This window comes from Brevibacterium antiquum, from assembly GCF_016107655.1.
GTDB lineage: Bacteria > Actinomycetota > Actinomycetes > Actinomycetales > Brevibacteriaceae > Brevibacterium > Brevibacterium antiquum.
Genome location: NZ_JABASX010000001.1, coordinates 291,914 through 318,421, shown reverse-complemented (window position 1 = coordinate 318,421; position 26,508 = coordinate 291,914). Strand labels below are relative to the sequence as shown.

The following is a 26,508-nucleotide window of genomic DNA, read 5'->3' as shown; positions in this document are numbered from 1 at the left end:
CTGTCTCCGACTCTCCGAAGCCTCAGCCTGGGTAGGAGGGGTACTTCGCCGAGATGTCGATGAGCTTCTGCCAAGCATTGGAATTGTAAGAGTAGATCTCTCCGGATGAGCTCGTCACCAGGATCGAACGACCGTCCTCACCGGAGGCGATCCGACTGCCGTCGGGGACCTCTCCCAGCTGTGCAGGAGGCCCTGTGACCCCGATGCGGAACGGTTGGACTCGTTCGCCCTCCGCTGCGGCCAACGCCACCAGCGAGGTCGATCCGGCCCAGGAGATGTCCTTGATCTCGTCGAAGTTCGACCCGACCTCGATCGGCGCGTCGGACACGGCGCTGGACGGATTTCCCGCCTTGTCCCGCGGGATGCCGACGACGTCGATGCGTGAGGGCTCTCCCTTGTGCCTGCTCAACAGCGCGATCCGAGTGCCGTCGCGGGAGACTTCCACATCGATGAGGTCTCGACCGGAGAGGAAGTCCGCGGCGATCGTGTACTCCTTGCTGTCTTCGCCGATGGCCGTGAGCTTTCCCTTATTGTCGCGTTCCCCGGTCCAGACCGTGTTGAACCGATCGATGCTGGGGCGTACGAGCCTCTTGCCCTTGAGGATCGGAGTCGCGTCAACGGTGTCGGCCTTGAGGCGCATCAGCTCCTTCCCGGAGTTCTGCAGGTAGACGTAGAGCGAATCGTCGAACGAGACCGCCGGGTCGCTGGCCTTGGCCTTAGACAGGTCCGGACTGTTCTCGACTTTCGCCACGGTTGTGCCCGAGATGCGTGAGAGCCGGTCTTTGGCCAGCACCACCGGGGGGCCGTCGACCTGGACCGAGGAGTCGGTCTTCGGCTGCAGACTCTCCGACACGGCCTGTCCCCCGATGGTCAGTTCGATGCTCGAAATTGAGGGGATGACCTTCAGCGTCGATGCGATCTGCTGTCGGATCATTCCCTTCTCCTGGTCCGTCGGCGCGTCTCCCTGGTTGCTCAGGGCGATGTGCGCTACGCCGTTCTCGATGGTCACCACGTTCGTATCGCTGAGTTTCACTCCGTCGGGTATCGACGTCACGACCGCGCCCGAGAGATATGAGGCCGGGCCGCTGAGGAGTTCGTTGATGAGTGCTGTCGGCGTCGACGAGGAGCGGAGGAACCAGCGGGAGTCGGGAACCAGGTAGGAGTAGTCGGAGGTGAAGAACTGCAGCGAGTAGTTGAGGAAGATCGTCTGGAACTCTGTCTGGGATATCAGCAGACCGTCGGGCGCCGAGGCGATGCGCCATTCACCATTCTCCTGGCGCAGGGAGAACTCCAGGTTCGACTGGGTACCCGATTTGGCGGAGTTGAAGATTCCCGACGAGTTGACGAGTCCGACGACCGGCACAGACATCGTCAGTGTCTTCTGGTCGGAGGTGATATTTTGGTTGACCGAATCCAGATCGGTGTCATTGGGCAGCAGCGACACCGATTCCTGCGGGTTCCACTCCTGTGCCTCGGCCTCGGTGAGGAAGGACTTGGCGACAGAGAAGTTGTTTCCGGTTCCCGCGCCGGCGGAGAGGAAGCCGCGGACGATGTCACCGACGCTGTCGCCGGGTTCGGGTCCGTCTGGGATCCGAGCGCTGCTGGCACCCGGGTCACCGGATCCTGCCTCGATGTGTCCCACCGGCGAACTGCTCGGGATCGAGGAGCAGGCCCCCAGCGCCAGGCTGGCCAAGACAGCGAGGATGAGCATCTGCAGACCCTTCCTACTTCGGGACGTCGTCATGACTGCGATCCTCCTTTGGGTGCTGCATCCGGGGGCCAAACGGTGTCCATGTCGATGTCAAGGTCAGTGTCGTCGACTGGATGCTCGGTGTCTGCATCGGAATCGGTGTCTGCGTCGTTGGCGCGCTCGGTGGATTCAGCGGTATCGGTGGCTTCGTCGGTATCGGTGGCTGCGTCGGCGTCGTCGAGTACGTCGTCTGCGGGTTCGGAGTTCTTGGAGCTGTCCTCGGCATCCGAACTCTCAGCGTCGTCATCGATGATGTCAGCGTGACTGCGGACAACCTCGGGCACATCAACATACCCTTCGTCGGTGGGAGGAGTCTGACCGGTCTCAACCACGATGGGAATGGATCCGGTCTGGATCCGCACGGAACCGTCCGAGGACAGCGGACCGGCCACGAGGGCTGCACCCTGGATCTGGGCATCCCGAGGCGGCAGAGGCAGAGGCGAGGAGGTGATCTCCTGATCGGGACGGCGCGGGATCGTCAGACGGAAGCATGAGCCTTCTTCAGGTTTGCCCCAGACCTGCAGCCAACCGTTGTGCAGGTGGGCGTCCTCGAGCGAGATCGCCAGTCCCAGACCAGATCCGCCCAGGGTGCGTTTGCGGGCGGGATCCGCACGCCAGAAGCGGTCGAATACGTGCTCGACCTGTTCGTCGTTCATTCCCACACCGTGGTCGCGCACACTCACGGCCACCGCCTCGGCGTTGGAGGCGACATAGATGTCGATCGGGTTCGACTCCCCGTGCTCGATCGCGTTGACGACGAGGTTGCGCACGATCCGGGTGATGCGCACGCGATCAACTTCGGCCATCACAGGCGAAGACGGGGCATGGACGACGATGTTCGTGTGCATCTGATCGGCCACCATCGACACTGTCTCGATGATCGAGGTGACGATGGCTCCAACGTCGACGGGCTTGGCCACCAATGCAGCGGCACCCGCATCATAACGGGAGATCTCAAGCAGGTCAGAGAGGAGATTGTCGAATCTCTCGGCCTGCGAATTCAGCAGCTCGGCGCTTCGGGCCGTGACGGGATCGAGGTCATCACGGGAGTCGTAGATGAGGTCCGCAGCAGCCCGAATGGTGGTCAGAGGTGTGCGCAGCTCGTGAGAGACGTCGGAGACGAACTGGCGCTGGAGGACTGACAGTCGCTCCATCTGCTGGATCTGGTGCTGAAGGGTATCGGCCATGTCATTGAAAGACTCCCCCAGCACCGCGATTTCGTCATTGCCGTGGACGGGCATGCGTTCGTCCAGGTCACCATCGGCGATCAGACGTGCCACCTCGGCGCCGGTGCGCACAGGTGTGACGACGAGTCGAGTGACGATCCACGCCACAGCACCCACGAGAACGACGAGAACGAGGGCAGCGACGAGCATCGACCTCTGGACGAAGTCGAGGGTGTCCTGCTGCTCGGACAAGTCGCCCAGATAGTAGAGCTGGAACTGACCGGCGTTGGGGATCTGGAGCTCCTGGGAGATCAGGAGACCGGGGCCGGACCCATCGGGAAGCGCCACCGACTGGTAGAGCATATCGTCGGTCGGCGCCTTGCCGATGGCGTCCTTGAGCTCATCGGTGATGGGAACTTCGGTTGCCGCACCGTCGGAGTCTGTCGACCCGGCACTGACCGTCGAAAACGAGGAGTTCGGATCGCTGGGCTCCAAGGTCAGCGAATACACGGATCCGGTCGACCGGTTGTAGATCGACGACAGCTGAGAGCTCAGATTCTCCTGTGTGACGGCCTGTCCGTCGACGGGGGCGAGGCTGCGCAGCTCGGAGACGATGGTCCCGGCCTGGGACGACAGGGACTGGAGCCGAGTGTCGAAGAGGCCACGCGAAATCTGCTGTGACATGTACGTCCCCACCCCGAAGATGGCCACGGAGGTGAGGACGATGGTGAGGACGACGATCCGCAGCTGCAGGGAATGACTGAACGAGCGGAGGAGGAACTTCCAGAACGTCCGGATCGCCGGGGCTGCGGTGCGGATCGCTCCACCCACAGCCGAGGAGCGACTCACGCCGCTCTGCCTGCCTTATATCCGACGCCGCGAACGGTGACGATGATGTCTGGCTTCTCCGGGTCGCGTTCGATCTTCGAACGCAGACGCTGCACGTGCACATTCACGAGGCGCGTGTCCGCAGCGTGCCGGTATCCCCACACTTCTTCGAGCAGGGTCTCGCGGGAGAAGACCTGCCATGGCTTGCGGGCCAGGGCCACCAGCAGATCGAACTCGAGCGGAGTCAGTGAGATCGGGGAACCGCCCTTGGTCACGGTGTGACCGGCAACGTCGACGACGACATCGCCGACGGTGAGCAGCTCCGGCGCCTGAGGTTCGGAGATCCGCAGGCGGGCTCGCACCCTGGCAATGAGCTCCTTGGGCTTGAAGGGTTTGGGAACGTAGTCGTCGGCACCGGATTCGAGGCCGAGGACGACGTCCACGGTGTCAGATTTCGCCGTGAGCATGATGATCGGCACCGAGGAGATCTCGCGGATCTCTCGGCAGACCTCGAGTCCGTCCTTTCCGGGCAGCATGAGGTCGAGGAGGACGAGGTCCGGGTTCACCTTCTCGAATTCTCCGAAGGCCTGATCACCGGTAGCGCAGAAAAAGGGCTCGAAGCCTTCACTTTTGAGCACAATTCCGATCATTTCGGCCAAAGCCGTGTCATCATCAACTACGAGGATACGAGCGTTCATCTGTCCATTGTCGCTTATGAGAGTCCAATCTTTCGACCTCGACACCCCCACCCGTGAACGCAGACGTTGTGAACTCGACTTCAGGGGGCGATTCGACTCGGCGGCGGACTGCGAAACATGGCAGGATTGCTTGGTGATGGGACGATCGAATGCGTGGACCTCCGAGGTCGATTGGCAGACCGGTCAGTGGCAACGACGAGGTCAGGGCCCGACGCATCACGAATGGCACCCGCCTTCCCCGCGTGGAGTCCTGGCCAAACGACCGCTGACCTTCTTCGAGGTGCTCGATTCCGGTTTCCGGCTTCTGCGCTTCGTCCCCGGCCTCACCATCGGTGCGGCACTCATCGTGTTCACGCTCTGGACTCTCCTCCTCACTGCCGTCGGAACCTTCGTCGTCCTTGAGTTCCTGCCCTTCCTCAACGATCTTCTCAGCAATGACGATGCGATGTCCGGGTTCTTCCTGCTCGCGCAGATGGGATCGTTCGCGATCAGCCTGCTCAGCCTCGGCGTCGCCCATTTCCTTGCCGGGCTGGCCGCGGCTGGTACCGAGAGCTCGTTCGGGGCACGCAAGACCACGCTGACGCAGTCGTGGATGTCTCTGCGCGGGCGCCGGTGGTCACTGATCCTCGCCGCAGCGCTCCTGGGCGCGATCAATCTGGGTCTGCTCATTCTGCTCGGACTGCCTTCTCTTCTCTTCGCACTGTTCGACAACATGGTCCTCGCTATCGTCACCGCTTTCATCGCTTTGGGTCTCTGGCTCTGCGCCCTGATCTGGCTCAACCTGCGATTCGCCTTCACCGGGTCCGCGATCTCCGTCGAAAGGCTGGGTGTACGTGCCGGGCTGAAGCGCTCCTGGAGCCTGACCGGCACAGGTTTCTGGCGCACCCTCGGACAGCTGGGCCTCGGCTACTTCCTGTCCAACCAACTGGTTCAGCTCGTCATCACGCCCCTCGTCACGGTCATCACCGTGATCGCCACGATCGCCATCGGCACCGCTGACGCCAGCTCCATGTCGATGACGATCATCCTCGTCATCGCGGGAGCGATTCTCCTGCTCCTGACGACCGTGTCCTCGGCGATTCTCTTCGCCTACTTCTCGTGCCTCGTCTGTGTCTGCTACTTCGACCAGCGCATGCGCTCCGAAGGCTTCGACCTGGTCCTCATCCGTCGCGAGGAGGGCACCGCATGAGCCTGCTGAGCAGTTCGGTCATCGATCGTGACACCGGCCGTGAGTGGGTCGAGCACGAACTGTCGAGGACGGAGTACTCCGACACCGACCTCACCCCTCTGGAACAGCTCGGACAATGGTTGAGCGACATCTGGAACTCGATCGTCTCCGGGGCACTGCAGGGCAACTCTCCGTGGCTGATCCTCATCGTCGTCGTGGCCCTGGCCGCCATCGTCGGTCTCATCATCTGGCGGGTCCGACGGGTCGGGCTGCGGAAGACGACTCTCCCGCTGTCGGCCTTCGATCCCGTCGTCGCCTCACCTGAGCCCGGTCCCTGGAGGGACAGCGCGCGGGCCGCCGCGCAGCGCGGCGATATGAGGTCCGCGGTGATCGACTCCGCACGCGCCATCTTCGCCGTGCTCTCCCAGAAGCACATCGTCACACTCGATTCGGCGTCGACGGCCAGCGAGCTCAGCCGTACGGCCGGAGACGCACTGCCCGAGCACCGACTGGAGCTGGCCCGGGTTGCGGAGGTCTTCAACGACCTCCTCTTCGGCGAGGGCTCGGCCCGGACCTCAACCGCTTCGCTGCCTGCGACCTATACCGAGTTCCTTGCACTCGATGAGGTCTTGAGCGCCCTGAGACCCCGGCACCGATCGGCAGTGGCATCATGAGTGCCCTCATCGACGTCGCCACCAGAGGCACACGGTCGAGTGCGGCTGTGCCCCTGACGGCTCGACTGAGATCGGCTGGAGTGTGGATCGTCGCGGCCGTCGCCATCCTCATCACCGTGATCGCGACGATGCTGATGACGTCCGATCGTGACTCCGAGGCACCGCTGCACTATGACTCCACGGCTCGCGAGGGCACGAAGGCCATGGTCGAGACGTTGCGCGACCATGGGGCCGATGTCACCACCACCGAGGATTTCGACACGGCCCATGAAGCCTCGGGCCAGCCCGGGACGACACTCCTGATCCCAACGAAGGCCGATCTGCTCTCGCAGGGCGACATCGACGGCTTCCGGTCCCAACTCGCCGCCAATGACAACCGGCTGACCCTCATCGATCCCGGCTACTCGGTCCAGGACTTCACCGACCGCATCACGGTCGATGACAGCCTCAGCCCCCTGGCGACACCGGATGAGATCTCACAGCCTGACTGCGAGGTCCCGGCCGCCCAGGCTGCCGGTGCGGTGGAGACCGGTGATGCGCAGTACGCCGAGGCACGGAAGGGTATTCAGGGGCTGAGCACCTGCTATCCGTTTGCCGGCCCCGGCGTCACTCAGATCGCCGGCGGTGAGGTCACCCCCGGGTCGGCTCACGGACAGCTCATCGTCGATGAGGGCGGCGGAGGCAAGGGCGATTTCCCTGTCACCGTGCTCGGCAATTCTGACTGGGTGACCAATGCCGGCATCGATGAGGAGGGCCATGCCTCGCTGGTGCTCTCCCAGCTGTCACAGACCGACCATCTTGTCGTCTACTACCCCACCGAATCCGGTGAGTCCGAGTCGGCTCCGTCGACTCTGGACTATGTGCCCAGCTGGTTCATCGCCGGGGCTCTGTGGCTGGCTCCGTGCGTGCTGATCCTGTTGCTCATCCTCGGCCGCAGGTTCGGCCCTCTGGCCGTCGAACGCCTCCCGGTCATCGTTCCCGCGGTGGAGACGGTGCACGGGCGGGCTGCTCTGGCCGCTCGCAGCCATGACCGGACCGGGGCTCTGCACACTCTGCGCACGGGTGCCCTTCTGCGCATCGCGAAACGGTTGGCTTTGGGTCCTGAGGCCGGCCGCCACGACATCATCGCCGGAATCGTCAACGCGACCGGCCGCGACCCGGCCCAGGTCGAATCGGTCTTCTCCTCCGCGGTGCCCCGCACCGACTCAGATCTGGCGAACATCGTCCATCTGCTCACTCTCATCGAAAGCGAGATCTCATGACACAGGCTCCAGGCGAGAACTCCGCCCAGCAGCAGAACCCCGCACAGCCGCAGCAGCCCCAGCCGGCTCAGGAGCGCGATCCTCTGCGGGATTCGTTCATCGATGTGCGCACGCAGATCGCCAAGGCCGTCGTGGGCCAGGACGAAGCGGTCACCGGTATGCTCATCGCTCTGCTGTGCCAGGGCCACGTGCTGCTCGAAGGTGTGCCCGGTGTCGCCAAGACATTGCTGGTGCGCAGCTTCGCCACCTCGGTCAGCCTCGACAACGCCCGCATCCAGTTCACGCCCGACCTCATGCCCAGCGATGTCACCGGTTCCCTGGTCTACGACGCATCCGTGTCGAACTTCGAGTTCCGCCCCGGCCCGGTGTTCACGAACATCCTCATCGCCGATGAGATCAACCGCACGCCGCCCAAGACGCAGTCGGCTCTCCTCGAGGCTATGGAGGAACACCAGGTCTCGGTCGGCGGCGGGTCCCGTGCCCTGCCCGAACCCTTCATGGTCGCAGCTACCCAGAACCCCCTCGAGTACGAGGGCACTTATCCCCTGCCCGAGGCACAGCTCGACCGGTTCCTGTTCAAACTCGTGCTCGGACTGCCCGAACGTGACCTGGAATTCGAGATCCTCGACCGTCACGCGCGCGGCTTCGACGCCTCCCACCTCGCCGAGGCGGGACTGACGCCGGTCGTCGATTCGGCCATGATCTCCCAGGCTCGGGAGCGGATCGCCGAGATCTACATCGCGCCGCAGGTCATCACCTATATCGTCGATCTGGCCCGAGCGACTCGACAGGCACCATCATTGGCCCTGGGCGTCTCTCCTCGCGGTGCCACGCGGATGCTCGGTGCCGCACGCGCCTATGCCTGGCTGTCGGGTCGCGGCTACGTCACCCCCGATGACGTCAAGGCCCTGGCGCACATGACCCTGGGTCACCGCGTGATCCTGCGTCCCGAGGCGCAGATGGACGGACTCAACGTCGATCAGGTCCTCAACTCGATCATCGCGACCACCGAAGTCCCGCGCTGAATGACCTCACGACTGCTCCTGCTGGCCCTGCTCGGGCTCATCCCCGTCATGCTCGTGCCGGGATGGACGAGTGCCTTGATCGTGTCCGGCATCATCGTCATCGTCGCGCTGCTCGACTTCTTCCTCGTACCCCCGCCGAGGCTGGTCGCCCTCCAGCGCACGCCCGGGCCCATGGTCCGACTGGGTGACGCCACCGACTGCGCCCTCACCGTGGTCAACGACTCCCCCAGACGTCTGCGCATCGCGGTCCGTGATGCGTGGTCACCGAGTGCCGGGGCGAAGAACACCCGCTCACGATTCGACCTACCCCCAGGCGAGAGCACGCAGGTGGTGACACAGCTTCTGCCTGTGCGCCGCGGGGCACTGCACGCAGACAAGGTCACCATCCGCTCGCGCAGCGTCCTCGGTTTCATCGCCCGGCAGAAGAGCTTCGATGTTCCGGCGATTGTGCGGGTCCTGCCTCCGTTCATCTCTCGCCGCGAACTTCCCTCGAAGACGCAGAAGCTGCGAGAACTCGACGGGCGGTCCGCCGTGATGATCCGCGGTATGGGCACGGAGTTCGATTCGCTGCGCGACTACGTCGACGGTGATGATGTGCGCTCAATCGATTGGCGCGCCAGTGCCCGCTCCCAGGACCTGGTCGTCAAGACCTGGCGTCCCGAGCGTGACCGCAGGGTCGTCATCGTCGTCGATTCCTCACGGCTGGCTGCGCGACGGTGCGGAGACGGCACGATCTTCGATGCAGCCTTGGAGTCTGCTCTGCTGCTGACGGCCCTGGCCTCTGGCGCAGGTGACCGCGTCGATGTCGTCGTCGCCGATGCACGCATCCGCGCAATCGCCTCAAGCCATCGGTCGAAGGACCCGGTCCATGACCTGTCGGTGGCGCTGACGACGGTCCACCCGGAACTCTACGATGCCGACTGGGAGCAGATTTCGACGACTGTTCTGGCCACGTCACGCCAGCATGCCCTCGTCGTCCTCGTCACCGCTTTGGATGAGGGCAGCGTCTCCGATGAGATCCTGCCGGTTCTGCCGACATTGTCGGCCCGACACCGGGTGGTGCTGGCCTCGGTGGAGGATCCTGGCTTGGGTGAGCTGGCGTCCAAGCGCGAGAGTACCGATGAGATCTTCACGGCCGCCGCTGCGGAAGCGGAGCTGCTGACGTCGAAATCACTGCAGACTCGTCTGCGCGGAGCCGGTGTCCAGTCCGTCGAAGCCGGTCCCGATGACCTGCCCGGTGCGCTGGCTGACCTCTACATCAATCTCAAGGCCACCGGGAAGCTGTAGGCGCTTCACAGGCCAGTGGAGGCCTTGACCGGTCGGTGGCGAGGATCTCTACCGGTCGGTGGCGATGATCGAGTAGCCAGCCTGGTGCTCGTCGAGGTCGGCGCTGAGCCCGGCCCTGGCGGCACGTTTGCCGAAGTACCAGGCGTAGGCGATGACCAGCGCGGTATAGGCCACGCCGATGGCGATCTTCAGGGCCGGTGGAATCGGGTTCGGGGTGACGAATCCTTCGATGAGTCCCGAGATGAACAGCATGATGACCAGACCACCGGCGACGGTCAGCAGCGACCTGGCCTCCGAAGCGAGCTTATTCCGCCGCAGCTGCGGCCCCGGCACCACCCAGGCGAAGAACAGTCTCAGTCCCGCCGCGGCGGCGAGGATGATGCAGCTGATCTCGGGGATTCCGTGCGGGAGGATGTATAGGAAGAAGTCGGAGCCGCGGTCGAACTCGAACATCATCGCACCGGAGAAGCCGACGTTGACTGCGTTGGAGAACAGGCCAGAGACGACGAAGACTCCGGTGATGCCCAAGAGCACGAACTGCACGGCGATCCACGCGTTGTTCGTCCACACCCCGACGGCGAAGAAGCCGTTCGGGTTCTCTTTGTAGTAATCGACGAAATCATGTTCGGCGAACTGTTTGCGGAAGGCGTGGTCGCCGAAGGTCTCGAGGACCTCCGGGTGCATGCCAGCCCAGATCCCGGCCAAGCTCGCCACCGCCAGGAAGCACACGGCGACGATGAGGAAGTCCCACCGCAGTCGGTAGATCGACAGCGGCAGACTGATGACGAAGAAGCGAGAGAGACCGCTCAGCCCGCCGGCGGGAACCGCCGAGAGATGGTTGCGTGAGCGGTGAACGATCGCCGACAGCCGCGCAGCCTCCAAAGAGTCAGGGGCCACCGTCATGATCCGCGACAGATCCTTCGATGCGTCTCGATAGAGGTCGAGGAATCTGTGGGTCTGGGCCGGACTGAGCGTGTTCTTCTTCGCCAGCATGGACAGTTCTCGCCACTCGTCGCCGTGCAGTTCGGCCAGCAGATTCGGGTCCATGGTTCAACCCTATCGGAGACTCCTCCCGTCCAGAATCGGTGTCCGAGGCGATCCACCATGAAGTGGCGATGCGAATTATGACAGGATGGATTCGTGAGTACTTTGGTGACGGGTGAAGCCGTCGAGCTGAGCATCCAGCCCGCGGCCCTGGCGGCGCGCGCGTTGAGCTGCCTCATCGATTTCATCGTCTACTCGATCCTCAACATCGGTCTCGTCATCGCCATGTTCTGGTTCCTGCTCCAGATCCTCGACGTCAACGAACTCCTGCTGACATCGGTCACGACCATCATGAGCATCTCGGTGTTCGTGCTCCTTCCGATGATCATCGAAGTCCTCACCCATGGCCGCTCGATCGGCAAGCTCGCCCTCGGCCTGCGCGTCGTCCGCGACGACGGTGGAGCCGTGCGAGCCAGGCATTCCTTCATCCGCGCCATTCTCTGGCCCTTCGAGATCCTCTCCACCGGTGGCGGCCTGGCTGCCCTCTCCGGGCTGGTCTCGCCGCAGTCCAAGCGCCTCGGCGACTATATGGCAGGGACGATGGCCGTCAGCGAACGCACCGCCCCGCCCCAACCGGTCCGCACGTATGTCTCACCGCACCTGCAGAATTGGCTGGCAGAGACCGACATCGCCACTCTGCCTGCCGGACTGCACCGACGGGTGGTGCAGTTCCTGTCGATGTCGGAGAACCTGGGCCGCGAATCGCGCTGGGAGCGGGCGAAGGAACTCGCCACCGAACTCAATCCCTATGTCGCACCGGCACCGCCGGAGGGCACGATGCCCGAACAGTTCCTGTCAGCGGTGATCCACCGGCAACGCTCCGCCGAGTTCGCCAAACAGCAGCGCCGCAGCGAACAGTCCCAAGCCTTCCGCGCAGGAGTCAACACCCTCCCACATGGACTGAGCCTGCAGAACCGCTAGGGTTCCACAGGCTCAGATTCGACTCAGCACCATCTCGGCAGGCACCTCATCAGCGGCTCAGTACCGGTAGTGCTCGGGCTTGTAAGGTCCGGCGACGTCGACTCCGATGTATTCGGCCTGTTCCTTCGACAGTTCGGACAGATTCGCTCTGAGAGCAGGCAGGTGGAGGCGAGCAACCTTCTCGTCGAGTTCCTTCGCCAGCCTGTGCACATCGTTGTCGTAGCGATCGGGGCTGACCCAGAGTTCGATCTGGGCGAGCACCTGGTTGGCGAACGAAGCACTCATCACGAACGATGGGTGACCTGTCGCGTTGCCCAGGTTGAGCAGGCGTCCCTCGGACAGGACGAGGAAGTCCGTCTGCTCACGGTCAAGACCCAGTTCGGCAGGGACGGGCACGCGCCATTCGTGGACCTGCGGTTTGATCTCGACCTTGGAGACGCCGGAGATCGTGGCCAGCCCGGCCAGATCGATCTCATCGTCGAAGTGTCCGACGTTGCCGACGATCGCTCCGGGCTTGAGGCTTTGGAGCACCTCGACTCCGACCACACGAGTGTTGCCGGTGGTTGTGATGATGATGTCAGCGGTCGGTGCCACCGTGGCGAGGTGTTCGACCTGGTAGCCGTCCATTGTCGCCTGCAGGGCGCAGATCGGGTCGATCTCCGTCACGATGACCCTGGCACCCTGGCCACGCAGCGCCTCGGCGGCTCCCTTGCCGACGTCACCATAGCCGACGACAACGGCGATCTTGCCGCCGATGAGGACATCGGTGGCGCGGTTGAGACCGTCGGGCAGGGAATGGCGAATGCCGTACCGGTTGTCGAACTTCGACTTCGTCACCGAGTCGTTGACATTGATGGCGGGGAATGGAAGATTCCCTTCCTCTGCCAGGCGATAGAGACGGTTGACTCCCGTCGTGGTCTCCTCGCTGACGCCCTTGATGCCGGCAGCCATGCGAGCGAAGCGGCCGGGTGAGGCCTCGAGTGATTTCCGCACCTGTGCCAGTAGGACTGTGAACTCCTCAGGGTCGTCCTCGCCCGCGGTGGGCACTCTCCCGTCGACTTCGGCCTGTGCGCCCTTGAGGACGTACATGGTGGCGTCACCGCCGTCGTCGAGGATGAGGTTCGCGCCCTCATCGAAGTCGAAGATCTTGTCCGCGGCCCACCAGTACTCTTCGAGGGTCTCGCCCTTCCAGGCGAAGACCGGCACACCGGCCGGTGCATCGACGCTGCCGGTGCCGACGACGACAGCGGCAGCCGCCTCGTCCTGAGTGGAGAAGATGTTGCAGCTGGCCCAACGCACCTGAGCCCCGAGTGCGACGAGGGTTTCGATGAGCACGGCCGTCTGCACCGTCATGTGCAGGCTGCCGGCGATGCGGGCTCCTGTCAGCGGCTTGCTCTGGCCGAATTCTTCGCGCAGTGCCATGAGTCCTGGCATCTCTCGTTCGGCGAGTCGGATCTGGTGTCGGCCGGCCTCGGCCAGACTCAGATCGGCAACCTTGAAGTCGGTGGAATCGAGCACGGTACCTCCATCGGGAACGGAAACTGTTGTCGTCTGTCTCGAGTCTATTGCCTGCGAGCCTCGACGAACTCACTGACCCGAGCGGTCAGTTCGCGCAGGCTCTGCGGATCGCTGGCTTCGACATTGAGTCGCACCAGCGGCTCCGTGTTCGACTTGCGCAGGTTGATCCACCAGTCGTCTCCCTGCAGCCCGATGCCGTCGAGATCGTCGACCGTGTTGGTCGGAAAGTGACCCGACTCGGCCGACAAGGCGCTGAGGACCGAATCGGGATCGGCCACGGTGAAGTTGATCTCTCCTGACTGGACGAAGAGGTCGTAGTCGGCGACGAGTCGTGACGCCGGTGCCCCTGTCTTCGCCAGTGCGGCAATCAGGTGGCAGGCTGCGAGCATGCCGGAGTCCGCACCGTAGAACTCGTCGAAGTAGAAGTGAGCGGAGTGCTCGCAGGCAAAGACGGCATGTTCGGTGCGCATGAGCGTTTTGATGCCCGAATGCCCGACCTTCGAACGCACGGCCCGCCCGCCGGCGGCTGCGATTGTGGCCGGAACGCTGCGGGAGGTGATGAGATTATGGATGACCACAGGTTCAGCAATGCCTGCGGCCTTGGCGCGAACGATCTCACGTTCGGCGACGAGTGCGCCCACGGCCGAGGGCGACATGGTCGCTCCGGTTTCGTCGATGAAGAAGCAGCGATCGGCATCCCCGTCGAAGGCAAGTCCCAAGTCCGCACCCTGGTCGAGCACTGCACGGGAGACATCGAGGAGGTTCTCCGGCTTCAGCGGGTTCGCCTCATGGTTGGGGAACGTGCCGTCGAGTTCGGTGAACAGCCCGATGACGTCGAAGGGCACACTCGCGTAACCGGAATCGGTGCCGAAGACCTCTCCGAGGAGTTTGCCCGCCATGCCGTTGCCGCAGTCGACGACGACCTTCAGGTCTGTGACCTCGCCGACGTGGGTCAGAGTCCGGATGCGTTCGACGTAGCGTTTTCGCATATCCACGGCGGCATCGGCGTCGACGTCGACCTCGGGTGCGGAGCTGTGGAAGGTGTCAGTGACGACATGTGCCGGCGCCTGCGGTGCCAATTCCTTGATCCGTCCCAGCCCCGAAGCGAGGCTGACTCCTGCGGCACGTGGCCCGCAGATCTTGATCCCGTTGTAGTCGGCCGGATTGTGACTTGCGGTGATCATCGCACCCGGCAGGTCGAAGATCCCGGAGGCGAAGTACAGCTGGTCGGTCGAGCACAGACCCAACAGCACCGCTCGATATCCGGCCGCCTCGATGCCAGCGGCGAAGGCCTGGGCGAAACCGGGTGAACTGGGTCGCATATCGTGTCCCACGACCACCTCGGCGCTCGAATGGAGTTCCGACATGGCTGTGGCGGTGGCCCAGCCGAGGGCAAAGAGCACATCGGCATCGAGCTGGTCGGGGATGCGGCCGCGGATGTCATAGGCACCGACTGCGGGTTCGAGCGCAGCGGTGCGGGCGGCGACGAGTTCGGGACTGGGTTCGGCGCCGGACATGGACTCGGTCATGAGTCGCCGATGATGCGCAGGTGGCCGTGTTTGCGACCCGGCATCGATCCGTCGCTTCGACCTCCGGAGTTCGAGGGCGACCTGGACGACGATGCCGATGCGGCCTCACCTGCTCTGATGCCCTCTCCGGGACGTCCCGCAGCTTCCCGGACGGCGTCGGCGATGGCCAACAGATCGTCATGGGTGCGCTCGGGCGGGGCCTGCTCACCTTCGATGCGGATGAGCTGCCAACCCACAGGCGGGGTCAGTCTCTCGGCATGGTCGGCGCACAGGTCATGGGCACCGGGCTCGGCGCGACGCGACAGCGGACCGATGACGACACAGGCATCAGCGTGCACGTACGTCATGGTGGCTGCGGCACTGCGCGAGCAGCTGACTTTTGAACACAATCTCACGGCTGACACAGTCAACCACTTTACACGCGAGTACCGCCTGTCCTGGTCAGCCAGGGCCGTATGGTCAGTACAATATTGACTCATGAGTACCAGGCGTCATCGTGATCGGCATGGCCGCGGACTGCGGTCCCCGCTGTTCCTGGCCGATGTCCCCGCGCGTCTGCGTCGGGCGGAGAGCTTCGCACGTGTCGCGGCCGAGGAGTTCGCCCGTTTCCGGGCGCAGGAACCGGCATTGCTCGCCGAGGTGGTGCTGGCCATTGATGCGGTTCCACCGGCGAGTTCCACCGAGCCCGCCTTCGGCCGGGTCTTTCCGGCTACCGCGAACAGGCTCACGCACATCGTCCTCTACCGGCGGGTCATCGAATATCACAGCAGCGGGCAGCGGGATTCGCTCATCGCCGAAGTCGTCGCCGACCAGGTCGAGATCCTCAGGAATTCCTAGCCGAGGCGGATGTCGCGGTAGGCCACACCGGCAGGTGCCGGGGCCGGCTGCACCGCGGAGATCCCTGAGTCCGTGGTGACCACATAGCTGGCGTGGACACCGTCGGACTGGGAACCTGAGGCGTTCTCACCGCTGATGACGATGGCGCGGACTGCGTCTGGGGAGACCTCGGCCGGGCTGAATTCGGTGGTGGCGGTGGGATTGAGATCAATCGACTGGGCCTCCGTGAGCGATCCGTCGTCGAGCATGCCTCTCACCTGCACCTGTCCCTGTCCTGGTGAGAGGTACAGCTTCCCGGTGCCTGTGCGCGGCAGGGCCATGACCTGGGAGTCGGCGAGGGTGTCGGTGGCGTTGACGCTTCCGAAGTCTGTGCTGCCCTTCTTCCCGTCCTGACCGATGAATGCGCTGGCCTGAATGGCTTGGTCCGAATCGAGGACGACGCTTGTGGCGTCAAGATCGCCGAGGTCGGCCTCGGCGACTCCGTGTGCGACAACGGTCATCGATGAGCGGGGAATGTCGATCTCCCCATCGGGCCCATAGGCCTTGAGCGATACCTCTGCCAGGTCATCGCTCGGATTGGCCACGCGCAGGCGTGCGTCCTTCCCGTCGAGTCCGGTGACGACCTGCTGCGTATCGGCGTCTGCTCCGCTCGTGGCCAGGTCGATGCCCTGAGGGGTGAGACCGTCGAGCACGGTCTCTTGGAGGGAGCCGGCCACGACTCCCCCGTCGACGTTGACATCGACGGCCAGCGACTCCGCTCCGGCGGCGAGTCCACCCAATCGGATGGCTCGCTGCTTCCCGGCCTTGATGCTGACCTCTGTCGGCTCTCCCCGCTCTCCCGACGGTGTCATGAGTGTGACTTCGGCCTGCACGGGAACGTCGCCGGGGTTGCTCAGCAGCAGTTGGGAGTTCGATCCTGCGGCACCGGAGCCAGCCAGGATCCGGAAGTTGCTCGCCGCCGAACCACAGGTCAGTGTCGCGAGCCCGGTGAGGTCTCCGGAGGTGCCTTCGACGGTTTCGACGCCGGTCGTCAGCGCCGGTGCCCCGGGCCGGGCGAACCCGGTGATGAGTTTGGTCTTGTCGATCGGATCGTCACCGGAGACGAAGCCGTCGGAGCTCGGGTTGTCGAAGTTCGCCGACCCACCCAGATCCGCTACCTGGAGACGGGCCGCGGAGACCGAGCCGTCTGCGGCACTGATCGGCGCGGAGGCGGAGACAGCACGTGTGGACACGTTCGAGTCGTCGACGAACTCCGCGTCGGTGCCCTCTGCCTCGTCATCGGTCAGGAGCGGACCGGGGCAGATCACACGGGTGTCGGCGGTGGGCATTCTGACCTGCTCGGGACTGCGGTCGAGTGTGCCCGGGGTCAGCGGAGTCAGGAAGGAGGTCGTGGCCACGAGGACTCCCGGTACGGCGATCGCCGCGAAGGTCACGATGCTGCGCATGTGTTTCATGACTTCGCCTCCACAGGATGCTCGAGTGCGGGTTCAGACTGTCGCTCGGATCTCGCCCGAGCCCCTGGCTCGGAATTCGCCCGAGTCGTTCGTGACCAGGCCCGTGTCTGGCGCTGAGACCCGAAGGGGATCGCGACGATGATGGTCAGGAGACCGAGAATCCAACCGATGATGACCCCCGGGGCATAGAGCGACGAACCGTAGGTGAGTTCGACCTCGCCGCCGGAAGCTGGCAAGGAGTATTCGGAGGCCCAGCTGATCGTCGACTTCCCTGGCTTCGGCAGGTCCTTGCCATCGAGGCTGGCGGTGATGTTGTCGGAACTGTCGGACACGATCAGGGTGCGCCCGTCCTCACCTGGAGCCACCTCGGCGGTGGTGCCATGCATCGGTGCGGTGCTCATCGTGCCGTCGGGTTCGCGGACGAGGAACCGGCCGTTGTAGGGGGTGTCGACCTGCCACAGGCCACCCGATTCGGTCGGACCGACCTGGACGACTCCGTCGGCGGCGGCCACTGAGTTCGTCAGATTCTTCGCACCCGAATCGACGAGGACGAAGTCCACGCCCAGCTGACCGAGGATGGCTCGGACGTCTCCTGCGTCATCGGCCGAGAGTGCCGCGGCGGCCTGAGCGATGAGCGTCTGGTCCTCGCTGATGGGCAGGGGTCGGCGCTCCCACGGCCAGCCGCCGACCGCCTCGGCGGACCGGATGGTCGAGGTCCCGATGACGGTCCCATCGGCGGACGAGAGAAGGCGGGCCCGGACTTCGCCGTCGACGACATCGAGGCGCAGCGTGCGTGCCTGAGCATCACCGGCAGCCCGGTCGGCGGCCAGCGCCGGGACGGTCCCGTGTTCCTGGGTGGTGACATTGTCCGCCGAGGTGGTGCTGGGTCCGGCGCTGACGATGATGAGTCCGACTGCGGCGATGGCCACGAGTCCGGACAGACCGCGCATGGGCAGTCGCCGGGAGTTCGACGATTTCGTCGTCGTGGTCTGAGCCCCGAGTGTGAGCAGCATGATCGCGCCGAGGCTGAGCAGGGTCAGTCCCGCTGCAGGATAGGAGCCGATGAGGTGGAAGGGACCGGTTTGGGCCGGGATGAGGACCTGGACGGTGGCCAGCAGCAGCCCCGCGAGGTAGAGTCCCACGGCCCACATCAGGCGTGAGAGTTTGAGGTGAGCTTCGATGAGGGTGAGGAACGCGAGGATGAGCATCGGCAGCACCAGAACCGGTGCCCACAGCTGCAGCATCCCGGGGCTGACGCCGTTGACTCCGACAGCGGACAGGAGATCGGCCAGCCAGCTCATGTCGATCGTCGAGGGAAAGCCGACCGCGAGGAGGTAGCTGGGCGGTGCCGGTGGAGCCAGGGTCTGTCCGGGCATGACGAAGAGCGCGCCCGGGGCCCTCACGAGGCCGATCAGCCAGGGCCAGGCCAGGAACAGGGTCGGGGCCAGCAGCCACAGGTGGCGCAGACCGCGTCCGGTGCACACCAGCACCACGGTGAGGATGATGCCCAGAGGAAGCATCAGCGGCATGCCCGCGATCATCAGGAACAGCAGGAGTCCGGCACCCGCGGCAGCGGCGATCGACCCTGTGCGCAGGCTGCGCCGCAGGGCGATGACGAAGAGCGGTGCCGCAATCCAGACGAGGATCACTCCGAGTCGGCCGTCCGAGAGCGCGGTGACGAAGAGTGGGGCCGCAACCCACAGCAGACCGGCGAATCCGCGCACCCATCGTCGCTTCACGATTGCGCCCGCGGCACGGTAGGCGGCGATGACGGCAATGACCGGGGCGAGGAGGATCAGGGTCCGGGCCATGATGTCGACGTGGCCCAGGAACGGAACGCTGAGGGCCGCGAGGACCAGCTGGTAGGGGTCGGCGGGAACGGCGGCACCGGTGGAGACGTCGAGGTGAGGGCTGAGCAGTCGGGCGCCGAGATCACCCACCGTCACGTCGGTGGATCCCAGTGCACCGCCGACGAGGTGGCCGGGGCCGAAGAGACGGAAGGAGACGAAGCCGCTCAGTGCCGCGGCCGCGAGGAGGAGGTAGGTCAGGGGGCTGCGGAAGAGTCCCGAACCGCCGGTGACCTCGAGGCGTGAGAACGAGTCGATGGCCTCTTCCGTGTCACCGACCGGGTTGAGCTCGGTTTCGTCGATGTCGCCGGGGCCGCTGCCAGTGGCCGAATCGGCCTGAGCCAGACGGGCTTCTTCGGCGGAGTTCATGCTCCTGCGCTGGACGGCGAGTTCGTCCGGGTCCGCGTAGAGCGGAGCCACGTGGGAGTCGGTGGTGCGTTTGGCCAAGCGGTTGCGGCGAGCGTTGGATCGCCTCAGCCGTGAGGTGGTTCCGGCGTCGGAGACGAGTCCGAGCAGTGCGGAGAAGTACCAGGAGGCGGCGCGGACGTTGTTCGACAGAAGTCCCGCCAGGGTGTTCTTCAGCTGGGTGAGGATGAGGAGACAGAAGATTCCGGCGAATCCGGGGGTGGCGAGGCTGAGCCGGTAGCGCTGTTCTGTCCGGATCTGAGACTTCGACAGTGGCGGCAGAGGCGAGGAGCCCAGCTGGGCGGCCGAGTGTGCGGACACGGTGAGTCCGGCGCGTGGGGCGACGACGACTCGGCGGCCGAGGTCGCGCAGTCGACGCGAGTATTCAAGACCGCGATAGGCCACGCCGAGGACGCGTGACGGAGCTCCGATTCTTTCGAGCTCGGTGGTGGAGATGAGCATGCCGGGCAAGTCGAGGCCCAATGTCTCCGATTGGCCGTCGCGCTGGCCCTGGTCGACCTCTCCGTCGGCAACCGGGTTGACCCTGGCTCCCGCCGAGGTGGTGGTGACTCCGGCGGAGACGATGTGGTCTCCGTGCATGATCTTGGGACCGACGGCGGCGATCGATTCGGTTGCGCCGATGGCGTCGAGCAGCTCCTCGAGGCAATCGGGTTCCGGACGTGAGTCTGCGGTGAGGAACCACAGATGGGTGCTGTCGGCAACCTCGGGGAGTGCACGTGCCTCTGTGACGGCAAGACCCCCGAGATCCACGATCGGGATCTCGGGATAGGTCTTGCTCAGAGCTGTTTCGAGCTCAACCCTGCTGCTGTCATCGCCTGAGGCGAGGACAACGGTGACGGCAGGTTTCACACGACCTGTTTCTTGAGTCGGCGGCGTTCACGTTCAGACATACCGCCCCAGATTCCGAAGCGCTCGTCATTCGCCAGCGCGTATTCGAGGCAGTCTGACCGGACATCGCACGAGGCACAGACACGTTTGGCCTCACGAGTCGATCCGCCCTTTTCAGGGAAGAACGCCTCGGGGTCGGTCTGAGCGCACAGCGCTTGGTCCTGCCAGGACAGCTCGCCGTCCTCGGCTGCCCCGAGGAGCAGTGAGAGCGGCGATACTGCGGAGTTGTCCGTGGGAAGCGGTGTCAGATCGTTCGGATCGATCGCCAATGGATCAGGCAGAGTATCCGGTGTTCGGGCCCCTGGTTCGACGAACCAGTCTTCGGCACTTCGAGAAGTGACTCCAGGCACGACTGTGGAGAAGTCTTCCCTCTCCTGCCTTTTGCTCTGTGCGCTTTGCACGGTTTTCCCCTTTCTCACTCTCAGCTCACCTACCACTGCGAGCTCCGGTTCCGGTACCGTTCGAGGAGCCGAATGGTCTGGGTGCGACCGGCTCCCCGGATGATTCCGGAGGTGAAGCTCGTGCTGACCGCGTCAGCGTGGTGGATGCTCGAATCCGAGGATTCGTGCTAAGTGCGTTCCCCTGTTAAGTATAAATTACACGCGTGTCATTACCGCCCCGTCAAGCCCTTGTGGAGTATTGCAGTGGGCATCTGAGGTTTAATCGAACACACCTTCACATACACACGCGCCGAGAACACCACATGTAGCGACCACTATCTGATATTGACACAACCTGTAGTGAGCGGCTGAGCAAATCTGGAGAATTTCGAAATCATGCGCCGTCAGTGGGAATATGGAGACATGAGAGTCGAATCACTCGCAATCGTCGCCCGATCCCCGTATCCGTCCACTGAATCCGGGCGCCGAGGCGGCCCGACGACGACAGGGACGCGGCGATGAATGACCGACTGCTCACCGTGTATGCGCCTCCCGTCGAGGAGGACATCGCTCCCGGTTCCGATCTGGCAGCGATCCTTGTCAACGCTCTGCGCCGGAATCGGATCGACCTCAAGGACGGCGACATCCTCGTCATCGCCTCGAAGGTGGTGTCCAAAGCTGATGGACGACTGCGCAGTGTGAAGGACCGGGCGGAGTTCGAGGACCTCGTCAAGGATTCGTCGAATCACCTCGTTGCCGAGCGGACCTATGCCTCCGGGTCCACCGTCCAGATCGTGCGCACCCAGTCAGGAACCGTGCAGGCGGCGGCCGGACTCGACCAGTCGAATTCCAGCGGCGCCGTCGTCCTCCACCCTCACGACAGCGATGCTTCGGCGCAGAAGCTGCGGCTGCGGGTCGAAGAGTCCTTCTCCGTGCGGATCGGGGTCGTCATCTCCGACACCATTTCGCGGCCGTGGAGGATCGGCGTCGGCGACTTCGCGCTCGGTCTCTCCGGATTCTCAGGCCTCGACGATCAGCGTGGCCGACCAGACGACGATGGCAGGGTGCAATCGGTGACCGTGCGCGCGGTGGCCGATGAGATCGCCGCCGCAGCCGATCTCGTCAAGGGATCGTCGCGCGGACTGCCGATGGCACTCGTACGCGGCGCCGGCGGATATCTCGACAACGGCCGAGCCGGGGCGAAGGCCCTGAGCCGTGACCTCGGAGAGGACTGGTTCCGCTACGGCCACGTCGAAGCAATCCACAGAGGCCTCGGCGTCACCGAGCTGCCCGGCCGTGCCGCAGCCGGTGACAACAGCGACGACATCCTTGAACGCGTCTCACGCGCCATCCGCGTCGTCCGCGCCGGAGCGTCACGCACCCCCGGTCAGGCTGCCTGGCGGATGCGCATCGAAGGGTCCGGTTCCCGGATCACCCTGGCCCCCTCCGACTCTCCGGCAACGCCGCAGGCCGGTGGTCCTCCCCTGCTGGAGGCGATGGTCGGCCTCGGGTCTCTCGTCGAGCGCATGCACACTGCGCTCTTCGCCGAGGACCTCAGCGCGACCACGAAGTGGGAGTGGGCCGACGGAGAGCTCGGAGCGTTCCCCCGTGGGGTCCGCATCAATATCGGTCTCCTGACTCCCTGACCATCGGTCTCCTGACTCCCTGACCATCGGGCTCCCGTCCCAGTGAACGCCCCATCACCATCGAGAAAGCAGGTCATCCCTCGTGGATCTATCCATCATCAGCCGCACCGGCGGACCCGTCCTCTTCTGGCGCGGCCCCGACTTCGACCGACTCGACCTCACCGGTCCAGTCGTGGCGAACTGGGTGAACAAGGGTGTCGGCCTCTTCGGCGACTACGACCTCGGCTCTGATTTCACACTCTTCGTTCCGCTGCCCGCCGGACTGCACTGGCGAGAGCTCGTCGCGATTCTCAGCGTCCTCCTCGCCGACGGTCGCGTCGTGCTCGGCACGGACGGGTCACCGGCCCCGGATGGTGTTTTCCACGCCTTCGTACCGCTGGGCCACGAGGACGATGAGCGACTGGCCGATGCCGAGGAGGTCTTCGTCTACAACCCACCGGCTTTGGCGCTGAGCACACCGGTCGATGCGGACTTCATCGACGTCAACTCAGCAATCCGCGCCTACCCGGACGTGACACCTCGGCGTCTCCAGTCCACCGGGACTCTCATCGTCGGTGGCCAGGAGGTCCAGTGGACCGACTCCCCGAACGATTCCAGATCCGGAATCCTCGTCTCGAACTCAACTCCGGGCCCAGACGAATGGGCGACGTTCCTGGGCCACCTCCTTCTCGGGGGTGAGTCTGTGCTGGCCAACGGGATGGACGAGGCTCGCATTGCGGACCTGGCGAGCAGCCTCGGCGAGGTCCGTGGCAGACTGGGCGTATGGACAAAGTAGTTGATACTCCCGCCGAGGCGGTAGCCGATATTGCAGATGGATCATCGATCGCCGTGGGCGGTTTCGGTGTCGTGGGCGTGCCTGAGTTCCTGATCCGAGCGCTCAAGGACCAGGGCGCCAAGGACCTCGAGGTGATCTCGAACAACGCCGGAGTCGACGGACGGGGCTTGGGCCTGCTGCTCGCCGACCACCGCCTCCGCCGGATCATCGCCTCCTATGTCGGTGAGAACAAGGAATTCGCCCGCCAGTACCTCTCCGGGGAACTCGAGGTCGAGCTGACCCCGCAGGGCACCTTGGCAGAGAAGATGCGCGCCGGCGGTGCCGGAATCCCGGCGTTCTACACGATCACCGGTGCCGGCACTCAGGTCGCCGACGGCGGCATGCCGTGGAAGTACGACGCCGAGGGCAACGTCGTCAAGGAGTCACCGGCCAAGGACACCCGCGTCTTCGACACCTTCGGCGAAGAGAAGGAATACGTCCTCGAGGAGTCCCTGGCTCCCGACTACGCGCTCGTCCGCGCCGCCATCGGAGACCGCCACGGCAATCTCGTCTTCAACTCTTCGGCCAGGAACTTCAATCCCCCGGCCGCACAGTCGGCCCGGATCACCATCGCCGAGGTCGAGAAGCTCGTCGAGCCAGGCGAGATCGATCCCGATGACGTCCACGTTCCCGGCATCTTCGTCCACCGCGTCGTCGAGCTGACCCCGGAACAGGTGGCCGACAAGCCCATCGAAAAACGTACCGTTCGCGAAGCCTGAGGAGCCGAAATGTCATTGACAAGAAATCAGATGGCCGCCCGCGCAGCCCAGGAACTCGAAGACGGCAGCTACGTCAACCTGGGCATCGGAATGCCGACTCTCGTGCCCAACTACCTGCCCGAGGGAGTCGACCTCGTCCTCCAGTCGGAGAACGGACTGCTGGGCGTCGGCCCTTACCCTACCGAGGACGAGGTCGATCCTGATCTCATCAACGCCGGCAAGGAGATCGTCACGATGCTCCCCGGTGCCTCCTACTTCGACTCCGCCGCCAGCTTCGGCATGATCCGCGGCGGCAAGGTCAATGCCGCGATCCTCGGCGCGATGCAGGTCGCCACGAACGGCGACATCGCAAACTGGATGATCCCCGGCAAGATGGTCAAGGGAATGGGCGGGGCCATGGACCTCGTCCACGGTGCCCAGCGCGTCATCGTCATCATGGACCATGTGGCCAAGGACGGCTCACACAAGCTGCTGTCGTCCTGTGGGCTGCCGCTGACGGGCAAGGGCGTCGTCAGCCGCGTCATCACCGACATCGCCGTGCTCGACGTCTCCGGAGACTCATTCACCCTCGTCGAACTGGCTCCGGGAGTCACCGTCGAAGAGGTCAAGGAGAAGACCGGCGCCGAGGTGAACGTCCCCGACGACGTCCCCACCATCAGCGTCGACGCCGCCTGAGGCACTGCTGCTCCGGCGGTTTCATACAGAGCAGTTGTGAGATGCGGGGCCGTTCTGGGCCGATTCCTTCCGAGGAATTCGGACCAGGACGGCCTCTTTCATGTGTCCGGGAGCCTTCACCCGCGCGGATAAGTCGGCGCGTTGGTGCGCGGGACCAAATGCAGATGGCGCCCGAGCTTGGGTGACCCCCGGACCTGGGTGCCTCGCAAACAGGTCTTGGCGATCAGAGACGTCGTTCCTCGGACCACCGCGCACCGTCAGTCGTTAAGCACCCCGTTAGCTGCATAGGCAACAGGTAGTTCAGCGGCCCCTCCCCTCAGCAGCAAAGGGCACCTGAGGAACGAGGTGAGCAGCCCAGACCGGCCCAAACAGACCAGGCCAGGCAATTCAGGCGAAGGGCAGCGAGGTGTCGAGTCCGGTGGTGGCCACGAACAGGTCACCGTGGCCATCTGCGGTCACTGTGGGCTCATTTGCCGCGATGAAAACGCTCTGGCCACGTGTGAGTGTCACTGTGGACCCGAGGGAGGTCAGAGTGATGCTTCCCGATGTGCACAGGGCGATGCTCGCGCCTCGGCGCTCGACCTGTGTCAGTCGCGGGCACCGCAATGACTGCAGTGCGAAGTCCTCGGTGGCGCCGAGGAGGATTCCGTCACGGTCAGGTTCGACCATACGAGGCTTGGCGGAGGCGAACTTCGCAACCTTTCCCAGCTCCGGAATGTCGATGTGCTTGTTCGTCAGTCCCCCGCGCAGAACATTGTCGCTCGAGGCCATGACCTCGATTCCGGTCCCGCCGAGGTAGGCGTGCAGCACACCTGATTCCATCGCCAGGGCTTCCCCGGGCTGCAGGTGGACGCGATTGAGCATGAGTGCCACAAGCACTCCAGGATCGGAAGGATAGTCAGCCACAAGCTCTTGGAAGGTCTCAGCAGGATCGACGGCTGTGCCCGAACGGCTGATGTGTCCTTCTGGCAGTTCTGCCAGATCCTGACCGGCGACCTCGTCCACAAAGTCGGCGGACCGGGCGTCTCCGAGGACGATCTCGACTGCCTTGGCGAAGGCCTTAGCCTCAGTCACGGATTTCAGCGCCGAGATCACGTCACCGAGAAAGTCCAGGGAAGCCGGTGACAGTGACAGCGACAGCAGACGTTCGAAGGTTGCACGCACGGCTTTGCGCGAACGGAATCCGGTCAGCGCGTGGAATTCGGTGAGAGCGTAGATGAGTTCCGGTTTGGCCGACGGGTCCTTGTAGTTGCGGGTCGAAGCGTCGAGATCGGGGCCCTCGGCCTCTTCCCGGGTGAATCCGATGGCCGCCTGCTCTGGATTCGGGTGAACCTGAATAGACAGTGCCTTCTGCGCGGAGAGGACCTTGAGCAGGAACGGCAGACGTGGCCCGAATACCTGCAGCGAGTCGTGGCCCAACAGACCCTCTGGGTCACCGGCAAGGTATTCGATGAGATTGGGTCCGACAGTGCTGCTGTCCGTCTTCACGTCCAGCGATGACGATGACCCCTGCTGCGCGGAACGGTAGGCCGTGCGCTGCTGATCAGACGCTCCGATGTCCAGACGGGAGGGGCTGAGAGGATGCGCTCCGAGCCACAGCTCGGCGCAGGGAGTGCCGTCGGGCGCAGTTCCCAGGATCGCCGGGATCGCGTCCGTGCTGCCCCAAGCAAAATTCTTGACCGTGTTGTGCAATCGACGCACTGTCTTGGTCCCCTTCGGCTGGACTCTTCGGATGAACACACATGCATTTGCCGTGCGTGTTTCTCCACGTTAGCGCGTCCATCTTGACTAATCATGGTTTTCCGAAGTGGCTTCACTGACTGTTCAGGCCCGGACATCTGTTGTTCACCGCGTGGTCAAAGGCCCGTGAAGCGGCACGTGAGGTTGACCGCACGAGACAGGCGGGCCAGCCGCAAGGAGAGTCTATGGACATCCGGGCCCAAGTCGCAGGT

The 26,508-nt window shown here is 64.3% G+C and carries 22 protein-coding genes; 11 read left to right on the top strand and 11 right to left on the bottom strand.

Features of this window, described 5'->3' with window-relative positions; all coding sequences use genetic code 11:
* Positions 1 to 22: 22 nt before the first annotated feature.
* From JFC13_RS01395 to mtrA, 3 genes are read right to left on the bottom strand one after another with little or no spacing between them, the layout of a single operon-like run.
* Complete coding sequence (locus JFC13_RS01395; RefSeq protein WP_198395322.1) at positions 23 to 1,744, bottom strand: LpqB family beta-propeller domain-containing protein; 1,722 nt, start codon at positions 1,742 to 1,744, stop codon at positions 23 to 25.
* Positions 1,741 to 3,765 carry an MtrAB system histidine kinase MtrB gene (mtrB, locus tag JFC13_RS01390; protein ID WP_198395321.1) on the bottom strand — a complete coding sequence of 675 codons (2,025 nt, stop codon included), beginning with the start codon at positions 3,763 to 3,765 and terminating at the stop codon, positions 1,741 to 1,743. The genes JFC13_RS01395 and mtrB overlap by 4 nt, the downstream gene beginning before the upstream one ends.
* The gene (gene mtrA, locus JFC13_RS01385) at positions 3,762 to 4,442 is read right to left on the bottom strand and encodes an MtrAB system response regulator MtrA (protein ID WP_143921237.1); all 681 of its coding nucleotides are present in this window, start codon (positions 4,440 to 4,442) and stop codon (positions 3,762 to 3,764) included. Before mtrA ends, mtrB begins: the two co-directional genes overlap by 4 nt.
* A gap of 136 nt (positions 4,443 to 4,578) precedes the next feature.
* Between mtrA and JFC13_RS01380 the strand changes: the two genes are divergently transcribed.
* From JFC13_RS01380 to JFC13_RS01360, 5 genes are read left to right on the top strand one after another with little or no spacing between them, the layout of a single operon-like run.
* Positions 4,579 to 5,631 (top strand): hypothetical protein, encoded by a 1,053-nt coding sequence (locus tag JFC13_RS01380; RefSeq protein WP_198395320.1) that lies wholly within the window; start codon positions 4,579 to 4,581, stop codon positions 5,629 to 5,631.
* Complete coding sequence (locus JFC13_RS01375; RefSeq protein ID WP_198395319.1) at positions 5,628 to 6,284, top strand: hypothetical protein; 657 nt, start codon at positions 5,628 to 5,630, stop codon at positions 6,282 to 6,284. The genes JFC13_RS01380 and JFC13_RS01375 overlap by 4 nt, the downstream gene beginning before the upstream one ends.
* Positions 6,281 to 7,546 (top strand): DUF4350 domain-containing protein, encoded by a 1,266-nt coding sequence (locus JFC13_RS01370; RefSeq protein WP_198395318.1) that lies wholly within the window; start codon positions 6,281 to 6,283, stop codon positions 7,544 to 7,546. The genes JFC13_RS01375 and JFC13_RS01370 overlap by 4 nt, the downstream gene beginning before the upstream one ends.
* Positions 7,543 to 8,571, top strand: a complete 1,029-nt coding sequence (locus JFC13_RS01365) for an AAA family ATPase (RefSeq protein ID WP_198395317.1) — start codon at positions 7,543 to 7,545, stop codon at positions 8,569 to 8,571. The genes JFC13_RS01370 and JFC13_RS01365 overlap by 4 nt, the downstream gene beginning before the upstream one ends.
* Entirely contained in the window at positions 8,572 to 9,858 is a 1,287-nt protein-coding gene (locus tag JFC13_RS01360) for a DUF58 domain-containing protein (protein ID WP_198395316.1), read from the top strand.
* 48 nt (positions 9,859 to 9,906) lie between these two features.
* On the opposite strand, the gene JFC13_RS01355 is transcribed toward JFC13_RS01360, so the two are convergent.
* Positions 9,907 to 10,905, bottom strand: coding sequence for a stage II sporulation protein M (locus tag JFC13_RS01355; RefSeq protein WP_198395315.1), 999 nt, complete (start codon positions 10,903 to 10,905; stop codon positions 9,907 to 9,909).
* 93 nt (positions 10,906 to 10,998) lie between these two features.
* Between JFC13_RS01355 and JFC13_RS01350 the strand changes: the two genes are divergently transcribed.
* Positions 10,999 to 11,823: an RDD family protein gene (locus tag JFC13_RS01350; protein WP_332839307.1), complete on the top strand. Its 825-nt coding sequence runs from the start codon at positions 10,999 to 11,001 to the stop codon at positions 11,821 to 11,823.
* Positions 11,824 to 11,880: 57 nt separating this feature from the next.
* Here JFC13_RS01350 and ahcY read toward each other — a convergent pair whose 3' ends face one another.
* The 3 genes from ahcY to JFC13_RS01335 are packed head-to-tail and all read right to left on the bottom strand — an operon-like array spanning position 11,881 to position 15,217.
* On the bottom strand, positions 11,881 to 13,341 hold the full coding sequence (ahcY, locus tag JFC13_RS01345) for an adenosylhomocysteinase (RefSeq protein ID WP_198395314.1): 1,461 nt from the start codon (positions 13,339 to 13,341) through the stop codon (positions 11,881 to 11,883).
* Between the two features lie 44 nt (positions 13,342 to 13,385).
* Positions 13,386 to 14,870 carry a phosphohexomutase domain-containing protein gene (manB, locus tag JFC13_RS01340; RefSeq protein ID WP_198395313.1) on the bottom strand — a complete coding sequence of 495 codons (1,485 nt, stop codon included), beginning with the start codon at positions 14,868 to 14,870 and terminating at the stop codon, positions 13,386 to 13,388.
* The gene (locus JFC13_RS01335; protein ID WP_232488034.1) at positions 14,867 to 15,217 is read right to left on the bottom strand and encodes a DUF3499 family protein; all 351 of its coding nucleotides are present in this window, start codon (positions 15,215 to 15,217) and stop codon (positions 14,867 to 14,869) included. Before JFC13_RS01335 ends, manB begins: the two co-directional genes overlap by 4 nt.
* Positions 15,218 to 15,347: 130 nt before the next feature.
* Here JFC13_RS01335 and JFC13_RS01330 point away from each other — a divergent pair, with 130 nt between their 5' ends.
* On the top strand, positions 15,348 to 15,707 hold the full coding sequence (locus JFC13_RS01330) for a metallopeptidase family protein (protein WP_198395311.1): 360 nt from the start codon (positions 15,348 to 15,350) through the stop codon (positions 15,705 to 15,707).
* Here the strand turns inward: JFC13_RS01330 and JFC13_RS01325 are convergent.
* From JFC13_RS01325 to JFC13_RS20080, 3 genes are read right to left on the bottom strand one after another with little or no spacing between them, the layout of a single operon-like run.
* Entirely contained in the window at positions 15,704 to 17,161 is a 1,458-nt protein-coding gene (locus tag JFC13_RS01325; RefSeq protein WP_198395310.1) for a DUF5719 family protein, read from the bottom strand. The genes JFC13_RS01330 and JFC13_RS01325 overlap by 4 nt on opposite strands.
* The gene (locus JFC13_RS01320) at positions 17,158 to 20,283 is read right to left on the bottom strand and encodes a glycosyltransferase family 2 protein (RefSeq protein ID WP_198395309.1); all 3,126 of its coding nucleotides are present in this window, start codon (positions 20,281 to 20,283) and stop codon (positions 17,158 to 17,160) included. Before JFC13_RS01320 ends, JFC13_RS01325 begins: the two co-directional genes overlap by 4 nt.
* Positions 20,280 to 20,723: a WhiB family transcriptional regulator gene (locus tag JFC13_RS20080; protein WP_425546544.1), complete on the bottom strand. Its 444-nt coding sequence runs from the start codon at positions 20,721 to 20,723 to the stop codon at positions 20,280 to 20,282. Before JFC13_RS20080 ends, JFC13_RS01320 begins: the two co-directional genes overlap by 4 nt.
* A gap of 497 nt (positions 20,724 to 21,220) precedes the next feature.
* Here JFC13_RS20080 and JFC13_RS01310 point away from each other — a divergent pair, with 497 nt between their 5' ends.
* The 4 genes from JFC13_RS01310 (at position 21,221) to JFC13_RS01295 (ending at position 24,556) form a co-directional block, all read left to right on the top strand.
* Positions 21,221 to 22,348 (top strand): coenzyme F420-0:L-glutamate ligase, encoded by a 1,128-nt coding sequence (locus JFC13_RS01310; protein ID WP_198395308.1) that lies wholly within the window; start codon positions 21,221 to 21,223, stop codon positions 22,346 to 22,348.
* 82 nt (positions 22,349 to 22,430) lie between these two features.
* Entirely contained in the window at positions 22,431 to 23,123 is a 693-nt protein-coding gene (locus tag JFC13_RS01305) for a hypothetical protein (RefSeq protein ID WP_198395307.1), read from the top strand.
* A complete protein-coding gene (locus JFC13_RS01300) occupies positions 23,111 to 23,881 on the top strand; it encodes a CoA transferase subunit A (protein ID WP_198395306.1) in 771 nt (256 codons plus the stop codon). The genes JFC13_RS01305 and JFC13_RS01300 overlap by 13 nt, the downstream gene beginning before the upstream one ends.
* 9 nt (positions 23,882 to 23,890) lie before the next feature.
* Positions 23,891 to 24,556: a CoA transferase subunit B gene (locus tag JFC13_RS01295; protein ID WP_198395305.1), complete on the top strand. Its 666-nt coding sequence runs from the start codon at positions 23,891 to 23,893 to the stop codon at positions 24,554 to 24,556.
* A gap of 387 nt (positions 24,557 to 24,943) precedes the next feature.
* On the opposite strand, the gene manA is transcribed toward JFC13_RS01295, so the two are convergent.
* Complete coding sequence (gene manA, locus JFC13_RS01290) at positions 24,944 to 26,296, bottom strand: mannose-6-phosphate isomerase, class I (RefSeq protein WP_332839305.1); 1,353 nt, start codon at positions 26,294 to 26,296, stop codon at positions 24,944 to 24,946.
* Positions 26,297 to 26,508: the final 212 nt, after the last annotated feature.